At 42.5% G+C, this 15,294-nt stretch carries 13 protein-coding genes; 10 read left to right on the forward strand and 3 right to left on the reverse strand.

The annotated features are described in order from the left end of the window. The first annotated feature begins 5 nt into the window (after positions 1 to 5). The 5 genes from ACTW1R_RS07135 to recO all read left to right on the forward strand — a co-directional run bounded on the left by ACTW1R_RS07135 (position 6) and on the right by recO (position 4,858). Positions 6 to 2,207, forward strand: a complete 2,202-nt coding sequence (locus ACTW1R_RS07135; RefSeq protein ID WP_010748045.1) for an HD family phosphohydrolase — start codon at positions 6 to 8, stop codon at positions 2,205 to 2,207. Beyond that, on the forward strand, positions 2,207 to 2,683 hold the full coding sequence (ybeY, locus tag ACTW1R_RS07140) for an rRNA maturation RNase YbeY (RefSeq protein ID WP_005225844.1): 477 nt from the start codon (positions 2,207 to 2,209) through the stop codon (positions 2,681 to 2,683). The genes ACTW1R_RS07135 and ybeY overlap by 1 nt, the downstream gene beginning before the upstream one ends. Continuing rightward, positions 2,667 to 3,056 carry a diacylglycerol kinase family protein gene (locus ACTW1R_RS07145; RefSeq protein WP_016610244.1) on the forward strand — a complete coding sequence of 130 codons (390 nt, stop codon included), beginning with the start codon at positions 2,667 to 2,669 and terminating at the stop codon, positions 3,054 to 3,056. The genes ybeY and ACTW1R_RS07145 overlap by 17 nt, the downstream gene beginning before the upstream one ends. Positions 3,057 to 3,091: 35 nt before the next feature. Then, positions 3,092 to 3,991: a GTPase Era gene (gene era, locus ACTW1R_RS07150; protein ID WP_005225846.1), complete on the forward strand. Its 900-nt coding sequence runs from the start codon at positions 3,092 to 3,094 to the stop codon at positions 3,989 to 3,991. Between the two features lie 93 nt (positions 3,992 to 4,084). Then, positions 4,085 to 4,858 (forward strand): DNA repair protein RecO, encoded by a 774-nt coding sequence (gene recO / locus ACTW1R_RS07155; RefSeq protein ID WP_005225847.1) that lies wholly within the window; start codon positions 4,085 to 4,087, stop codon positions 4,856 to 4,858. Here recO and ACTW1R_RS07160 read toward each other — a convergent pair. Continuing rightward, positions 4,852 to 5,658, reverse strand: a complete 807-nt coding sequence (locus tag ACTW1R_RS07160) for an AraC family transcriptional regulator (RefSeq protein WP_005225848.1) — start codon at positions 5,656 to 5,658, stop codon at positions 4,852 to 4,854. The two genes, recO and ACTW1R_RS07160, sit on opposite strands and share 7 nt — an antisense overlap. A 121-nt stretch (positions 5,659 to 5,779) precedes the next feature. On the opposite strand from ACTW1R_RS07160, the gene ACTW1R_RS07165 reads away from it, so the two are divergent. From ACTW1R_RS07165 to glyS, 5 genes are all read left to right on the forward strand, one after another. After that, a complete protein-coding gene (locus tag ACTW1R_RS07165) occupies positions 5,780 to 7,792 on the forward strand; it encodes a beta-galactosidase (protein WP_489927547.1) in 2,013 nt (670 codons plus the stop codon). Further along, positions 7,792 to 9,549, forward strand: a complete 1,758-nt coding sequence (locus ACTW1R_RS07170) for a glycoside hydrolase family 35 protein (RefSeq protein WP_118214907.1) — start codon at positions 7,792 to 7,794, stop codon at positions 9,547 to 9,549. Before ACTW1R_RS07165 ends, ACTW1R_RS07170 begins: the two co-directional genes overlap by 1 nt. 298 nt (positions 9,550 to 9,847) lie before the next feature. Continuing rightward, a complete protein-coding gene (locus ACTW1R_RS07175) occupies positions 9,848 to 10,087 on the forward strand; it encodes a hypothetical protein (protein ID WP_015509542.1) in 240 nt (79 codons plus the stop codon). Between the two features lie 15 nt (positions 10,088 to 10,102). Continuing rightward, positions 10,103 to 11,014, forward strand: coding sequence for a glycine--tRNA ligase subunit alpha (glyQ, locus tag ACTW1R_RS07180; RefSeq protein WP_005225852.1), 912 nt, complete (start codon positions 10,103 to 10,105; stop codon positions 11,012 to 11,014). Between the two features lies 1 nt (position 11,015). Beyond that, entirely contained in the window at positions 11,016 to 13,088 is a 2,073-nt protein-coding gene (gene glyS / locus ACTW1R_RS07185) for a glycine--tRNA ligase subunit beta (protein ID WP_213335162.1), read from the forward strand. A 145-nt stretch (positions 13,089 to 13,233) separates the two neighbouring features. Here glyS and ACTW1R_RS07190 read toward each other — a convergent pair whose 3' ends face one another. Further along, positions 13,234 to 13,911, reverse strand: coding sequence for a response regulator transcription factor (locus tag ACTW1R_RS07190; RefSeq protein ID WP_271814399.1), 678 nt, complete (start codon positions 13,909 to 13,911; stop codon positions 13,234 to 13,236). Between the two features lie 18 nt (positions 13,912 to 13,929). Continuing rightward, on the reverse strand, positions 13,930 to 15,075 hold the full coding sequence (locus ACTW1R_RS07195; protein ID WP_167821772.1) for a sensor histidine kinase: 1,146 nt from the start codon (positions 15,073 to 15,075) through the stop codon (positions 13,930 to 13,932). Positions 15,076 to 15,294 lie beyond the last annotated feature (219 nt).

Consider the following 15,294-nt stretch of genomic DNA (forward strand, 5'->3'; position numbering starts at 1 on the left):
GAACTATGATCATTCAACCACTACGGAAATTTAGAGAAAGACTTGGGAAATTCTATCTACCAGTTTTGATGTTCCTTTTCTTTCTTTTTTCGATTGGTATCATGTACACCAGCGTCAAACAAAACAATGTCGATTATAGCGAAGGTCAAGTGGCGGAAGAAAATATCCGTGCCAATAAAACGATCGAAAATACCGCTGCGACGGAACAAAAACGTAAACTGGCTGCCGAAGCTGTACCACCAGAGTACACGTATCAGGATACACTGGCGCAAACGCAGCATGATCGTATCGATCATTTATTTGACTTAGTTGCTTCAGTCAAAAAATCAGTGGATGAAGCCCATGAAAAAAAAGTGGCTGAGGCCGATGAGGATGAAAATATCCCTAAACCTAGTACAGATGAATATATCGCAGCCTTAAAACAAGAATTTGAAAAAATGAGTGATGATGAACTGGATTTTTATCAGTCATTTACCAATAATTTTTTGACGACGATGTTCTCATTAAGTGATGATGAATTAAATACAGTGCGTACCTATGCACTACAATTAGTTGATGAACAAATGGCGAAACAGATCCGCCAAACGGAATTAAGTACGTTTCGTTCTGAGGCGGAAGATAAGATCCAGTTCTTAGACGTTAGCTCAGACATGGCTTCTGTCTTACGTTTCTTAGTCAATCAAGGAATCGTCGTGAACGATATCCCAAATGAAAAACGGACAGAAGAAGCACGTCAAACCGCCATGGATGCTGTTCCTCCAGTAATGATTTATCAAGGAGAGATCATTGTCCGTGAGGGCTCGCAGATTGATGCCAATGCCCTAGAGAAGCTGCAGCTTTTAGGAATGACTAATCAGACCTTTTCTGTTTTTCCATTGATCGCTTTAGTGTTAGCAACAGTCTTACAGATGCTGATGGTGTTTTATTACACGAAACAGACGAAAGACGTGGAAAAACGGATGAATGCGGTCACGTTTTATATTTTGGCAATGGCATTCAGTATTTTGATCATGAAGTTTTTCCAACTTTTCCAATCTGAATTAGTGACCTTTATCCCGCTGTTTTTCCCAGCTGCGTTTACACCGTTGATCCTGAGTATTTTCTCCAGCCGTCGTTTGGGGATTTTGTCAGCGATTTTCCAAGTAATCAGCGCACTCTTTATTTACTTTGATTCTAGCGGAACCAACTTGTTGACGACCGTCTTAGTCACCTATTTGTTCTCTGGCTTGATGGGAACGATGATCAAGCGCGCCCGCATCGCTAGTCAAGGGAAAACGGCAGTAGCGTGGGTGATCGTCTTTCCGCTCTTACTGAGTTTTGTGCTGGTGATTTTCCAAGGAATGGATTTTGCTCGCGGGAACACTTGGACTACGATCATTTGTGGTTTAGCAGGCTCTCTCTTAAGCTATTTGCTAACGATGGGACTACATCCTTACATCGAATTGTTGGTGACGGATGAGAGTATGATCGTGTTAAATGAATTGAGTAACCCGAATCATCCATTGTTAAAACAGTTGCTGGAAGAAGCGCCAGGAACGTATCATCACAGTATGATGGTTGCCAATCTTAGTGCCAATGCCGTTGCCGAAATCGGCGGGCAAAGCTTACTGACTCGTGTGGCTTGTTATTACCATGATATCGGCAAGGTCAAACATGCCAATTTCTTCGTAGAAAATTTACCTGCTGGTGCCGAAAACCCGCATAATTTCTTGTTGCCTGAAGACAGCAAACAAATTATCTTCGGTCACGTGATCGATGGGGCGGAAATTCTCGAAGAAGCCAAAATGCCCCGCATGGTGATCGACATTTGTCGTCAACACCATGGCACGACCTTGATGCGTTATTTCTACGTGAAAGCCAAAGAGCGTAATCCCGAGGTGACGGAAGAAGATTTCCGTTATCCTGGTCCAAAACCGCAAACACGAGAAGCTGGCGTTGTGAGTATCGCGGATAGTTGTGAAGCAGCTGTTCGAGCGATGGAAAATCCAACAAATCAAAAGATTCAAGAATTTGTTGCAAATCTCATCAATGATCGGATCTTAGACGGTCAACTGGATGAAACAGGCCTGACTTTGAAAGAAATCCGAATGATTGAAAAATCACTGGTCAACGGACTTTGCAGTACCTTCCATTCACGGATCAAATATCCAAAAATGAAGTCGGAAGCAGAGAAAATGAAAGAAGAACAAGAAAGAAGAGAGCGCTAATGGAGATTACCTTTTTAGATGAGACAAATTCAGTGGGGGAAACCAAGATCAAAGAGATCGAAGGACTGCTGCAATTTGCTGCAGGACATTTAGAACTTCCAGAGGATACAGAAATGTCCGTCACATTTATGGACAATGCGGCGATCCAAGAAATCAATCGGGAGTACCGCGGCAAAGATATGCCAACAGATGTCATCAGTTTTGCCTTTGAAGAAGAAACAGACGAAGAGCTGTCGATCATTTTTGACGAAGCCCTTGAAGAGCTGCCGCGTGATCTTGGAGATATTATGATCTCCATTGAACGAGCGAAAGAACAAGCTGCTGAATACGGGCATACCTATGATCGGGAGCTGGGTTTCTTGGCGTTACATGGTTTCTTGCATATCAATGGCTATGATCATATGACACCTGAAGATGAAAAGGAAATGTTTGGATTGCAAAAGGAAATACTGGATGCCTATGGACTCAAAAGATAAGAATATTGGGAAAAACAAACAATTTATTTCGTCGATCGAATTTGCTTTCACTGGTATAAAAACCGTCTTTAAAGAGGAACGCAATATGCGTAAACATGTTGCACTAGGAATCGTTGCGATCATTGCGGGTTTTATTTTCCGTTTGAGTCAAATGGAATGGCTCTGGTTGCTGCTAGCTGTTTTCTTAGTCTGGATCGTTGAGATCATCAACACCGTCTTTGAAAACGTCGTAGATATGTTTACAGATTTCCATTTCCATCCTATTGGAAAAAAAATCAAAGATATGGCAGCTGGTGCCGTGCTGATGACTGCAGTTTTTGCGTTAGTCGTCGCAGCGATCATCTTCTTGCCAAAATTGCTGCAGCTCTTCTGATGCGCACCAAAACCACAAGATAAAGGGGAACAACAATGACAACACACAAATCAGGCTTCGTTGCGATCGTCGGGCGGCCAAATGTTGGGAAATCAACACTACTAAATCGAGTCGTAGGACAAAAAATCGCGATCATGAGTGACAAAGCGCAAACGACCCGTAACAAAATCCAAGGGGTCTACACGACGGATGACGCACAGCTGATCTTTATCGATACACCAGGGATCCATAAACCCAAACACCGTTTAGGCGATTTTATGGTTGAAACCGCCTATAGTGCACTGCGAGAAGTTGACGTGACGCTATTTATGATCAGTGCGGACCAAAAGCGTGGCAAGGGCGATGATTTTATTATCGAACGATTGCGCCAAAGTCAGACACCGGTTTTCCTCGTGATCAATAAAATTGATAAAGTCCATCCAGATGCCTTATTGGCAATTATTGAAGACTACTCCTCACAAATGGACTTTGCTGAGATCGTACCGATTTCCGCAACAGAAGGCAATAATTTCGAAACGTTAATGAAGCTACTGATCGATGAAATGCCAGAAGGGCCTCAGTACTTCCCAGAGGATCAAATCACGGATCATCCAGAATACTTTATCGTTTCCGAATTGGTGCGGGAAAAAGTCTTGCTACTGACCAGAGATGAAGTACCTCACTCAGTAGCGGTCGTGGTTGACTCCATGAAACGAGACCACAATGACAAGGTGCATATTCAAGCGACGATCATTGTCGAACGTGACAGTCAAAAAGGCATTATCATCGGCAAAGGCGGAAAAATGCTGAAACAGATCGGTACGAAAGCTCGTTTAGACATTGAACACTTGTTAGATGACAAAGTCTTCTTGGAATTATGGGTAAAAGTTCAAAAAGATTGGCGCGACAAGCAAACATTCTTAACAGATTATGGCTATCGCAAAGATGAGTATTGATGACATGCAGATCAAACATGATCTGTCTTAATGAAGAAAAACTGATGCAGTTAGCGAACTGGATCAGTTTTTTTAAAGAAATGGGGTGCGACGATGAATCTTGTTGAAACAAAAGGAATCTTACTTTTTTCAAAAGACCATAAAGAAAAAGACAAGCTAGTCAAAATCTTTACGGAATCTGCTGGGAAGCAAATGTTTTATGTCAAGGGTGCCCATCGGAAAAACAACCCCTTGGCACCAGCGCTGCTCTCCTATACTGAAGCCACCTACATGGGAACCATCAAAACGGAAGGCTTGTCCTTTTTAAACAATGCCAAAGACATCCATCCTTTTCGTACGATCCAAAGTGATATTTTTATTGCTGGTTATGCAACCTACTTATTGAATTTGGCTGATTCTGCTATTGATGATCGGGTCTATGACCCACATCTATACCAATTTTTACATGAGGCCTTGCAATTAATGGACCAAGAAAACGACGCAGAGATCATCACCAATATTTTTGAGATCCAGATTTTGCACCGTTTCGGGATCACCCCGAATTGGACCCATTGTGCGATCTGCGGAAAAACCGACGGTCGGTTTGACTATTCCTCAAAATATAGCGGTATTTTATGTGAACAGCACTGGGGGATGGACGAACGTCGTTATCATGCTGATTCTCGGGCGATCCATTTTATTCGCTTATTTTCGCAAATATCCTACGAGCAGATTGCTTCAATCAAATTAAAGCCAGAAACGAAAGCCGCGATCCGACGAGTGATTGATTTATTATATGATGAATATGTGGGCATTCATTTAAAAAGTAAGAAGTTTATCGATCAGATGGGGCAATGGCAAGACGTCTTAAAACCGAAAAATCAATGATAGAGTTGGCGAAACTTCAATGGAGTTAAGCCGACTCTTTTTTTGAATAATGCTGTAAAGTGACTTGCATCTTGAAACCCCACTGCGAAGGCAGCTTGTTGAATGGGCAGATCTGGCTGTGCCACCAAAAGCTCTTTGGCTCGGGTCATGCGGTAGTTCAATAAATATTGTGCAGTAGATTGCCCCAAAAAACGTTGGAACAAACGTGAAAGATACTGTGGTGAAACATAGACGAGCCCTGCTAGTTCTTTGATCGTGATCGCCTGATCGTAATTCGTTTCGATTTCTTGTATAACGGGAACCAGATATTGTTGGAACAGCGGGTGTTTTTCTGTCGGATTCCCTGAGCGTTCTTGCATGATCGCCAATAAAAAGCGGTAACATTCGCTAGAAGCCCGTAGCGGGTCCCAACTGATTTGTTGGTCTTCTTTGATCCGTTGATTGATCCAGGTGACATAAGAAAAGGTTTCTGACTCTTCAGCTAATATATAGGGCTGATTCGTGTACTGCTTTAACACCTCAGCTGCCAAAGGGCCTTGGAATGTGGCGAAGGATGTTTTCCAGTTAGTCAATGGATAATAGCGATGGGGCGTAAAAGGAAAAATCAAAATGCCTTCATTCGGACGTAAGATAAACGATTCCTGACCAAATGTGATTCGGCCTTCCCCTTGCTCGGTTTGCAGCCAATGGAAGTAGGGATAGCCATCAGGACGAGCGACGTCATCTTGCGCCCAATCGTTGCCGATGCTTTCCAGAGATAAAGGCAGCTGCTGATTGGTTTGATAAAAGTAGATAGGCATAGTGTACCTCCGTGTTTCGAAAAGTTATAAAATAGTGTTTCATGTATTATATTACAACAGAATGAAAAGCCTTACAATAAGAGAGTAGAAATCATTTTATTTTAAAGGAGCGTTCACTTACATGACAAAATTTTTTGATAGAATTCTATTTGGCGGCGATTATAATCCAAATCAGTGGCCGAAAGAGATTTGGGAAGAAGACATTCGGATCTTTAAAAAAGCAAGTATCAATAGCGCGACCGTCAATGTTTTTTCATGGGCAAAGATTCAACCCTCTGAAAATTGTTATGATTTTGAGGAATTGGATCAAATCATCGAAAAATTAAGTACGGAAGGTTTCGACATCGTCTTAGCCACTTCCACAGCTGCTTTGCCAGCTTGGATGTTTAAGAAGTATCCAGAAGTCGCTCGCACCGATTATGATGGACGCCATCATAAGTTTGGGCAACGGCACAATGCCTGTCCCAACAGTTTGGTTTATCAAAAATACGCAGAACGCTTGGCAACGAAATTAGCCGAACGTTACGGCGAAAATCCACAAGTGACTTGTTGGCACATCAATAATGAATACGGCGGCGAATGTTATTGCGACAACTGTGAAAAAGCGTTTCGTGTCTGGTTAAAGGATAAATATCATACGATCGAAGCACTGAATAAAGCCTGGAATATGGAATTTTGGGGTCATACCGTGTATGAATGGGATGAAATCGTGCTGCCAAATGCGCTGTCAGAAGGAATCGGCTATGACAAGACGGCATTTGCAGGAATTTCTATTGACTACCGGCGGTTCAACTCGGATAGTCTTTTAAAAAACTACATGATGGAGCGGGACGCTATTCGGAAAATCGATCCCACAACACCGATTACAACGAATTTGATGGGAACCTTTAAAGGACTGGATTATTTCAAGTGGGCAAAGGAAATGGACCTTGTTTCGTGGGATAATTATCCATCGTACAATACGCCATGGAGCTTAGTAGCCATGACCCATGATTTGATGCGCGGGTTAAAACAGCAACCCTTTATGCTGATGGAACAAACACCTTCCCAACAAAACTGGCAGCCTTATAATTCATTAAAAAAACCAGGACAGATGCGGGCGCAAAGCTATCAAACGATTGCTCATGGGGCAGATACGATCCAATACTTCCAATTGCGACGTTCCATTGGTGCTTGTGAGAAATTCCATGGTGCGGTCATCGAACATGTCGGTCATGAAGACACGCGGGTTTTCCGAGAAACAGCAGCTCTTGGGGCTGAATTAGCGCAGCTTTCAGACATCATTGGCACGCAAACCCAAGCACAGGTTGCTGTGATTTTCGATTGGGACAATTATTGGGCTTTAGAATATACGAGTGGTCCAACCGTTGACCTGAAATATGTGGAACAGATCCATCGCTACTATCGCTATTTTTACGAACAAAATATTGCGGTCGATTTGGTTCCCGTGGATGCTGACTTATCAAAATACAAGCTAGTCGCAGCTCCGGTTCTGTACATGATCAAAGAAGGGATGCAAGAGCGGCTAACTGATTTCGTTATGCAAGGCGGTGCTTTACTTACAACGTATATGAGCGGCATCGTTGATCAATCAGACAATGTTCACTTAGGCGGTTACCCTGGCCACTTGCGGGAGTTAGCTGGCATCTGGGTGGAAGAAATCGATGCATTAGCGCCAGAACAATCAAACGGGGTTTCGTTAGTCAATGAAGACCTTACAGGAACAAGTAATTTAGTCAGCGATTTGATCCATTTAGAAAACGCCGAAGCGCTAGCGCATTACACGAGCAATTTCTATGCAGGAATGCCGGCAGTGACCAAAAATACATTTGGCGATGGAACCGTCTATTACTTTGGTGGACAGTTGGAAGATCAGCTGCAAGATCAGCTTTTCAAAACGATCGTCAAAGAGACCGATATTACCCCAGTGATCGAGGAGGCAACAAAACTAGAAATTGCCTGTCGTGAAAATGAAGAGGCGAAATTTTTCGTCATCATCAATTTCCACGAAGAAGCACAACCGCTGCCAGAAATGTTTGTTGGAAAAACGGATCTTCTGACGGGTAAGGTTCTTTCTTCAGAAATGATGCTGACGCAATACACCACCTATATCGTCAAAGAGGGGCGTAACTGATGCGAACTTTTGCTATTGAAGATGACTTTTATTTAGACAACAAGCCTTTTAAAGTGATCTCTGGAGCGATCCATTATTTTCGTGTCGTTCCTGAATATTGGCAAGATCGCTTAGAGAAACTACGCTTGATGGGCTGTAATACCGTCGAAACCTATGTTCCTTGGAATCTTCATGAAGCACAGGAAGGTGTCTATCAATTTGATGGGATCCTTGATTTGCGGCGATTTATCCAAACGGCACAAGAAGTAGGGCTTTATGTCATTTTGCGACCAGCACCTTATATTTGTGCGGAGTGGGAATTTGGGGGACTGCCTTATTGGCTATTGCAAGACCCTATGATGAAGCTTCGGTTTGATTATCCCCCATTTATGGAAAAAATCACTCGTTATTTCGCCCATTTGTTTCCACAAGTGCGGGATCTGCAGATCACCCAAGGCGGTCCGATTATAATGATGCAAGTAGAAAATGAATACGGCAGCTACGCCAATGATAAAGAGTATTTGCGGAAAATGGTGGCTGCGATGCGGCAGCATGGTGTAGAAACGCCGTTAGTGACCTCTGACGGACCTTGGCACGATATGCTAGAAAACGGCAGTATCAAAGACTTGGCATTGCCTACGATCAACTGCGGCTCCAACATCAAGGAAAATTTTGAAAAACTTCGAAAATTTCACGGAGAAAAACGGCCACTGATGGTCATGGAATTTTGGATCGGCTGGTTTGATGCCTGGGGTGACGACCAGCACCATACGACCTCAACACAAGATGCAGTAAAGGAATTGCAGGATTGTTTAGCATTAGGTTCTGTCAATATCTATATGTTTCATGGCGGGACCAACTTTGGCTTTATGAACGGGTCAAACTATTATGAACGCTTAGCGCCGGATGTCACTAGCTATGATTACGATGCCTTGTTGACAGAATGGGGAGAACCTACTGCCAAATACCAAGCCTTCAAAAAGGTGATCGCTGACTATGCGGAAATTCCTGAGTTTCCCTTGAGTATGAAAATTGAGCGAAAAGCTTATGGAACATTCTCAGTGAAAGAACGAGTCTCCTTGTTTTCGACGATCGACACGATCAGTCAACCGATTATAAGTAATTACCCGTTATCGATGGAAGCCTGCAATCAAGCGACAGGTTATATCTATTATCGCTCACTGATTGGGTCTGCTCGGGAGATTGCCGACTACCGTCTGATCAATACGATGGATCGTGCCCATACGTTTATCAACCAGGAACTTTTGCGCATCGATTACGATCAAGAAATCGGTCAAACCTACAGTTTCGATTTATTAGAATCAGAAAACGAGTTGGGGATCTTGGTGGAGAATATGGGGCGGGTCAATTATTCTGTAAAAATGAACCATCAGCACAAAGGCATCAAAGACGGTGTGATCATCAATGGCGCCTTCCAAAGCAACTGGGAAATCTTTCCCTTACCGATGGATAATTTGCATGCCATTGATTTCCAAGGAAAATGGCAAAAAGGACAACCAAGTTTCTCACGCTTTGAATGTGTTTTTGATGAATGTGCAGATACCTTTATCGAATTGCCAGGCTGGGGTAAAGGGTTTGTCCAAGTCAATGGTCATACGATCGGCCGTTTCTGGGAAAAAGGACCGCAGCAGCGCTTGTACGTCCCAGCACCGTTTTTAAAAACTGGAATGAACGAGATCATCGTTTTTGAAAGTGATGGAAAAATCGCTGATGAGATCGTCTTTCATGATCAGGCGGATTTAGGTCCAGAAGCATAAAAGTTCAAATTAATCATTGACAAACCCTAGCTTCAACTACTATCATAAGGGTAATCGAATCCGTGCTATGATCGGAAGAAAGAAAGAAGACCATTCCATGAAGCGAACTTGGGAGAGTGAAAGCCAAGTTGGAACCTTATTTCGCAGGCGTCCGTGAGCATGATCAATGAAGCTGCCGACTTGTCGGAAGTAGGGTGGAACCGCGAATTTATCGTCCCTATATCTATACACTTTGTATAGATATAGGGACTTTTTTATGTTTCACTCCAAGAATAGCCAAAAACAAAGGAGGGGTTTTATGTTATTTGATATGACGATTCCAGCAAGTGCGTTTACCGAAAAAAAGCTCAAAGTATTAGCAAGTATTCCATTGCAAGTTCGCCTTTTAAAGGATGAACAGCTTTTACATGAATTTACAACGAGTCCAGACCAAATGCTTTACGACTTATCGGATGTTTTAGAAGCAGATGTCGTGGTCGAAGTGAAATTGATCCCTGGATCAGTTGTCGAATTTTATCCTGTCGTCAATGCGTTATAAGAAAGGAAGAAAAAGATGAGTAAACTAACTGTGCAAGAGATGATTTTGACCCTGCAAAAATTCTGGTCCGAAAACGGCTGTATGCTGATGCAGGCCTATGATACAGAAAAAGGGGCTGGGACCATGAGCCCATACACATTTTTACGTGCAATCGGTCCAGAACCATGGAACGCCGCTTACGTAGAACCTTCTCGCCGTCCAGCTGATGGCCGCTACGGGGAAAACCCAAATCGTTTGTATCAGCACCACCAGTTCCAAGTCGTGATGAAGCCTTCTCCTGAAAATATCCAAGAGCTTTATTTAGAAAGCCTGCGTCTTTTAGGGATCGATCCATTAGAACATGATATTCGTTTTGTCGAAGATAACTGGGAAAATCCTTCAATGGGTTGTGCAGGTCTTGGTTGGGAAGTTTGGTTAGACGGGATGGAGATCACTCAGTTTACCTACTTCCAACAAGTCGGCGGCTTAGCATGTAAGCCAGTGACATCAGAGATCACTTACGGCTTAGAACGTCTAGCATCTTATATTCAAGAAGTTGAAAGTGTCTACGATCTTGAATGGTCTGCAGGTGTCAAATATGGTGAGATTTTCCGCCAACCTGAGTATGAACATTCAAAATATTCCTTTGAAGTCAGTGACCAAGACTTGCTTTTAGGGAACTTCGATCGTTTTGAAAAAGAAGCAAAACGCTGTATCGATGAACGCTTAGTTCATCCAGCTTACGACTATATCTTAAAATGCAGCCATACCTTCAATTTGTTGGATGCACGTGGTGCAGTCTCCGTCACTGAACGTGCTGGGTACCTCGCACGTATCCGTAACATGGCACGTCAAGTAGCAAAACTATTTGTAGCAGAACGGGAAAACCTCGGTTATCCATTGCTTGATCCAGAAGTGGCGCAAAAACTGATTGAGGAGGGAAAATAAGATGGCACAAAACCTATTATTAGAAATCGGCTTAGAGGAATTACCTGCGCATGTCGTAACCCCAAGTATGAAACAATTACAAGAAAAAACGGCAGCTTTCTTAGATGCTCATGCGTTGCCTTATACAACGATCGAAGCCTATTCCACACCTCGCCGCTTGGCTGTCTATGTCACCGGTATTCCTGAAAAACAAGCGGATACGCAAGAAGAGGTCAAAGGACCAGCGAAAAAAATCGCATTAGATGATGCAGGCAATTGGTCGAAAGCAGCTCAAGGATTTGTTCGTGGACAAGGATTGACAACCGATGACATCACCTTCCGTGAATTAAAAGGTGTTGAGTATGTCTATGTAACGAAACATACTCAAGGTCAACCAACCGTTGAGGTATTGAAAGGATTGCAGGAAGTAATCACGAGTTTGACGTTCCCAGTAACGATGCACTGGGCAGACTACGATTTTGAATATATCCGACCAATTCATTGGATCGTAGCACTCTTTGGTGAGCAAGTCATTCCTTTCCAAATCCTTGATATTGTTACCGGTCGCGAGTCAAAAGGTCATCGTTTCTTAGGTGAGGCAGTCACGTTTGATCATGCGGACGACTATTTGGAAAAAATGAAGCATCAATTTGTCATCGCTGATCCAAGTGAACGTCAACAAATGATCACCGCACAAATCAATGCGATCGCTCAAGAAAACAACTGGCGGATCGATTTAGATGAAGACTTACTAGAAGAAGTGACAAATCTAGTTGAATACCCAACAGCCTTTGTAGGGGACTTTGAAGAAAAATATCTTTCTGTCCCTGAAGAAGTATTAGTTACTTCTATGAAAGAACATCAACGTTACTTCGATGTCCGCACCCTTGACGGAGAATTGCTGCCGCACTTCATCTCTGCCCGCAACGGGGATGCTGTGAAGATCGATAATGTTATCAAAGGAAACCAAAAAGTCCTGACCGCTCGTCTAGAAGATGCTGAGTTTTTCTACAATGAAGACAAAAAGCTGACCATTGACCATTGCGTAGAAAAACTTAAGCAAGTCACCTTCCACGAAAAAATCGGCAGCTTATATGAAAAAATGCAACGTGTCGGACTAGCAGCGCAAATCATCGGGAAGACCGTTGGCTTAACACAAGAAGAACTGACCGACCTTCAACGGGCAGCTCAAATCTATAAATTTGATTTAGTGACCAATATGGTAGGGGAATTCCCTGAGTTGCAAGGGATCATGGGGGAAAAATATGCCCTGATCCAAGGAGAGAAACCAGCAGTTGCCCAAGCGATTCGTGAACACTACATGCCGATCTCAGCAGAAGGCGAGCTGCCACAATCAAAAATCGGGGCTGTTTTAGCGATTGCGGATAAATTAGACAGCTTACTTGCTTTCTTCGCTGTTGATATGGTTCCAAGCGGTTCAAACGATCCTTATGCTTTACGCCGTCAAACCTACGGGATTATCCGCATCTTAGCTGAAAAGCGCTGGTACTTCCCATTTGCTCAGTTGCAAGAAGAAATTCGGGAAGCCATAAATGCTCAACCAGAAGTTTTTGGGATTCAACTTGCCGCTGGTCAAGAACAAGTGACCGATTTTGTGAAAGGTCGTCTGCGTCAATTCTTACTCAGCAAAAATACGCGTCATGATGTCATCGAAGCTGTCTTAGGCGCACGTCAAGCAGACATCAGTACGTTGTTTGAAACGGCTCAAATGTTAAGAGAACATCTGCAGGACAACGACTTCAAACCATCGATGGAAGCTTTGACACGGGTGATCAATTTAGCGAAAAAAGCTGAATTGGATCAAGCAGCAATTGATCCTGCCTTGTTTGAAAACGACTCTGAAACTGCCTTGTATGAAGCGGTCTTAACAGTAGAGGACAAGTTCCCACATCAAACGATGGAAGAAAACTACCAAAGCTTAGTGGCACTGCGCCCATTGATCGAAGCTTATTTTGATCAAACAATGGTCATGGTGGAAGATGAACAGATTCGTCGCAACCGTTTTGCCTTGTTGGATAAAATCGCGAAGATGAGTCTGGCAGTGGCTAGTTTAGATGCTTTGATTACGAAATAAAAGAAGCTTGCAGTTGCACGTTTCTAAATAAAAAAAGCTGGAACTGAAAGAATCAGTTCTGGCTTTTTTCTATGTTTCTCGATTTACTTGTGTTCAGTCCCAAGAAAACCGTCCTTTTCGTACAATGAAAGGACGGTTTTTGGTGTTAAATTTTATAGCCGATCCCCCAAACGGTTTTGATATAAGAGGACTTCTTGTGGGTATCGTGCATTTTTTCCCGAAGGTTTCGAACGTGGACCATGATGGTATTATTGGAAGACGTGTAATATTTTTCGCCCCAAACCTCTTGAAACATTTCCTCAGAGCTTACCACTTGGCCTTTTCGCTCCATCAATAATTTTAAAATGGAAAATTCGATGGGTGTCAGGGAAAGTTCTTCTTCTTGCAAGAAACATTTTCGCTTATTGATATCTAATTCCAACTCCCTCACGATCAATTTGTTTTGATCTGAGCCGTTGTATTGAGTCGAGCGGCGTATCTGAGCTTTCACCCGAGCGATCACTTCCAACGGACGAAAGGGCTTGGTGATGTAATCATCGGCACCAATTGTCAAACCAGTGATCTTATCGATCTCCTCAGATTTAGCTGTCAACATAATAATTGGGTAATGATGCTTTTTGCGGATGATTTTACACAGGTCAAAGCCTGTGATATCTGGCAGCATGACATCAAGAATCGCCAAAGAAAAGCTGTTTTGCTCGATCTGTACCTGAGCTTCATGCCCATCTGCACAAGTGATGACAGAAAAATTTTCGTTTCGTAAATAAAAGGCAATCAAATCTGAAATTTCTTTTTCATCTTCAACTAAAAGTATCTTTTCCACTCGTATTGACCTTCCTTTTCAGTTAACTGACTTTCTAGTTTTTTCATGTTGATTTGTCGCTAAAGGCAATGTGACGATCATTTGAATCTCATTGTTCTTGCTAGCAGCTCGGATCGTTCCTTGATGCGCCAAAATAATTTCTTTGGCGATCGCCAATCCGAGACCTGCTCCCCCTGTCTTGGTTGAACGAGCTTGATCCAGACGATAAAATTTTTCAAATAATGCCTCCAATTGTTCTTGTTCGATCGGCTCACTTTGATTCGCTAGGATAAAAGTTGCTGCTTGTTCGTCCACGGTTAGCTGCATTGTGATCGTGGTTTGATCAGGCGCATAGGCAATTGCATTTTTTAACAGATTGTTTAACACTCGCGCCAACTGTTCACTATCGGCTTTTAATTTCAAGCTCTCTGGTCCAGAGTAGCAGATGGTTTGTTCTTTTTCTTTCAGCAGCGGATAGAATTCTTCTTGGATTTGCTTCAGTAAGAAGACGAAATCAAGTTCCCGTTGATACAATTGGATGTCTTGCAGATTAAAACGGGTGATGTCGAAAAATTCATTCATCAGCGTTTCCAAACGCTCAGACTTTTCTAAAGCAATCGTCAAGGATTGCGTCATTTGTTCATTGGTCAAGTTTTTCGTATCCAACAATAGATTGAGATAGCCAATCACTGAAGCCAAGGGAGTCTTCAAGTCATGCGCCAAATAGGTGATCAAGTCCTTGGTGCGCTGTGTTTCTTCTTTTAAAAGAGCCTCATTGCGGTTCATCGAATCTTTTATTTTTAATAATTCATGATCGATCGCTAGGCTGCCCGTCGAACTTGCTTCCGATTGAGAGAAAAAGAGCTGAATTCCTTCGGCGATCCTTGCAATTTTTTTCCTTGAAACATAACGATAGATAAAATAGCAAATCAAGGTAACGGCAAAAACGAGAAAGAGGGAGAAAGCCAAGAACAATTGTTTAACAGGGCGCCAGTCGACAAAGGTACCAAGGATCATCCCGCCTTCGCCATCACTTGATTTCACAACTTCCTGTAAAACGAGGTTTGAAAAAAAATTATCCAGCACCATTTGAATGAGTCTCGTTTCCTTTAATAGCCATAAGGCTCCTACCAATAAGAAGAAGCCAACCAGAAAAAAGACAAATGAAGAATATTTACTACGCATGAAACAGTCCTTTCTAACTCGTTCTTGATTCTTTCTTGATTATAGCAAAGAGGAGTAAGAGCGAATAGCTAATTCTTCTTAAGAATTATTCATATTAATAAAAAAAGAATAGAAAAATTCTATTTTCTTAAGAAATCTTCAGCAGATATTAAGAGAAACGTTCAAAACGGAAATTGATTCAATGGTTAAATAAAGGTGGTCATTCGATTAACCAATCAG

The sequence above is a fragment of the Enterococcus sp. R12 genome (assembly GCF_058135755.1).

What these genes read in the sequence shown, in the direction of transcription:
- ACTW1R_RS07135 (WP_010748045.1), top strand. Translation starts at nt 6, where the DNA reads ATGATCATTCAACCACTACGGAAATTTAGAGAAAGACTTGGGAAATTC.
- ybeY (WP_005225844.1), top strand. Translation starts at nt 2,207, where the DNA reads ATGGAGATTACCTTTTTAGATGAGACAAATTCAGTGGGGGAAACCAAG.
- ACTW1R_RS07145 (WP_016610244.1), top strand. Translation starts at nt 2,667, where the DNA reads ATGGACTCAAAAGATAAGAATATTGGGAAAAACAAACAATTTATTTCG.
- era (WP_005225846.1), top strand. Translation starts at nt 3,092, where the DNA reads ATGACAACACACAAATCAGGCTTCGTTGCGATCGTCGGGCGGCCAAAT.
- recO (WP_005225847.1), top strand. Translation starts at nt 4,085, where the DNA reads ATGAATCTTGTTGAAACAAAAGGAATCTTACTTTTTTCAAAAGACCAT.
- ACTW1R_RS07160 (WP_005225848.1), bottom strand. Translation starts at nt 5,658, where the DNA reads ATGCCTATCTACTTTTATCAAACCAATCAGCAGCTGCCTTTATCTCTG.
- ACTW1R_RS07165 (WP_489927547.1), top strand. Translation starts at nt 5,780, where the DNA reads ATGACAAAATTTTTTGATAGAATTCTATTTGGCGGCGATTATAATCCA.
- ACTW1R_RS07170 (WP_118214907.1), top strand. Translation starts at nt 7,792, where the DNA reads ATGCGAACTTTTGCTATTGAAGATGACTTTTATTTAGACAACAAGCCT.
- ACTW1R_RS07175 (WP_015509542.1), top strand. Translation starts at nt 9,848, where the DNA reads ATGTTATTTGATATGACGATTCCAGCAAGTGCGTTTACCGAAAAAAAG.
- glyQ (WP_005225852.1), top strand. Translation starts at nt 10,103, where the DNA reads ATGAGTAAACTAACTGTGCAAGAGATGATTTTGACCCTGCAAAAATTC.
- glyS (WP_213335162.1), top strand. Translation starts at nt 11,016, where the DNA reads ATGGCACAAAACCTATTATTAGAAATCGGCTTAGAGGAATTACCTGCG.
- ACTW1R_RS07195 (WP_167821772.1), bottom strand. Translation starts at nt 15,075, where the DNA reads ATGCGTAGTAAATATTCTTCATTTGTCTTTTTTCTGGTTGGCTTCTTC.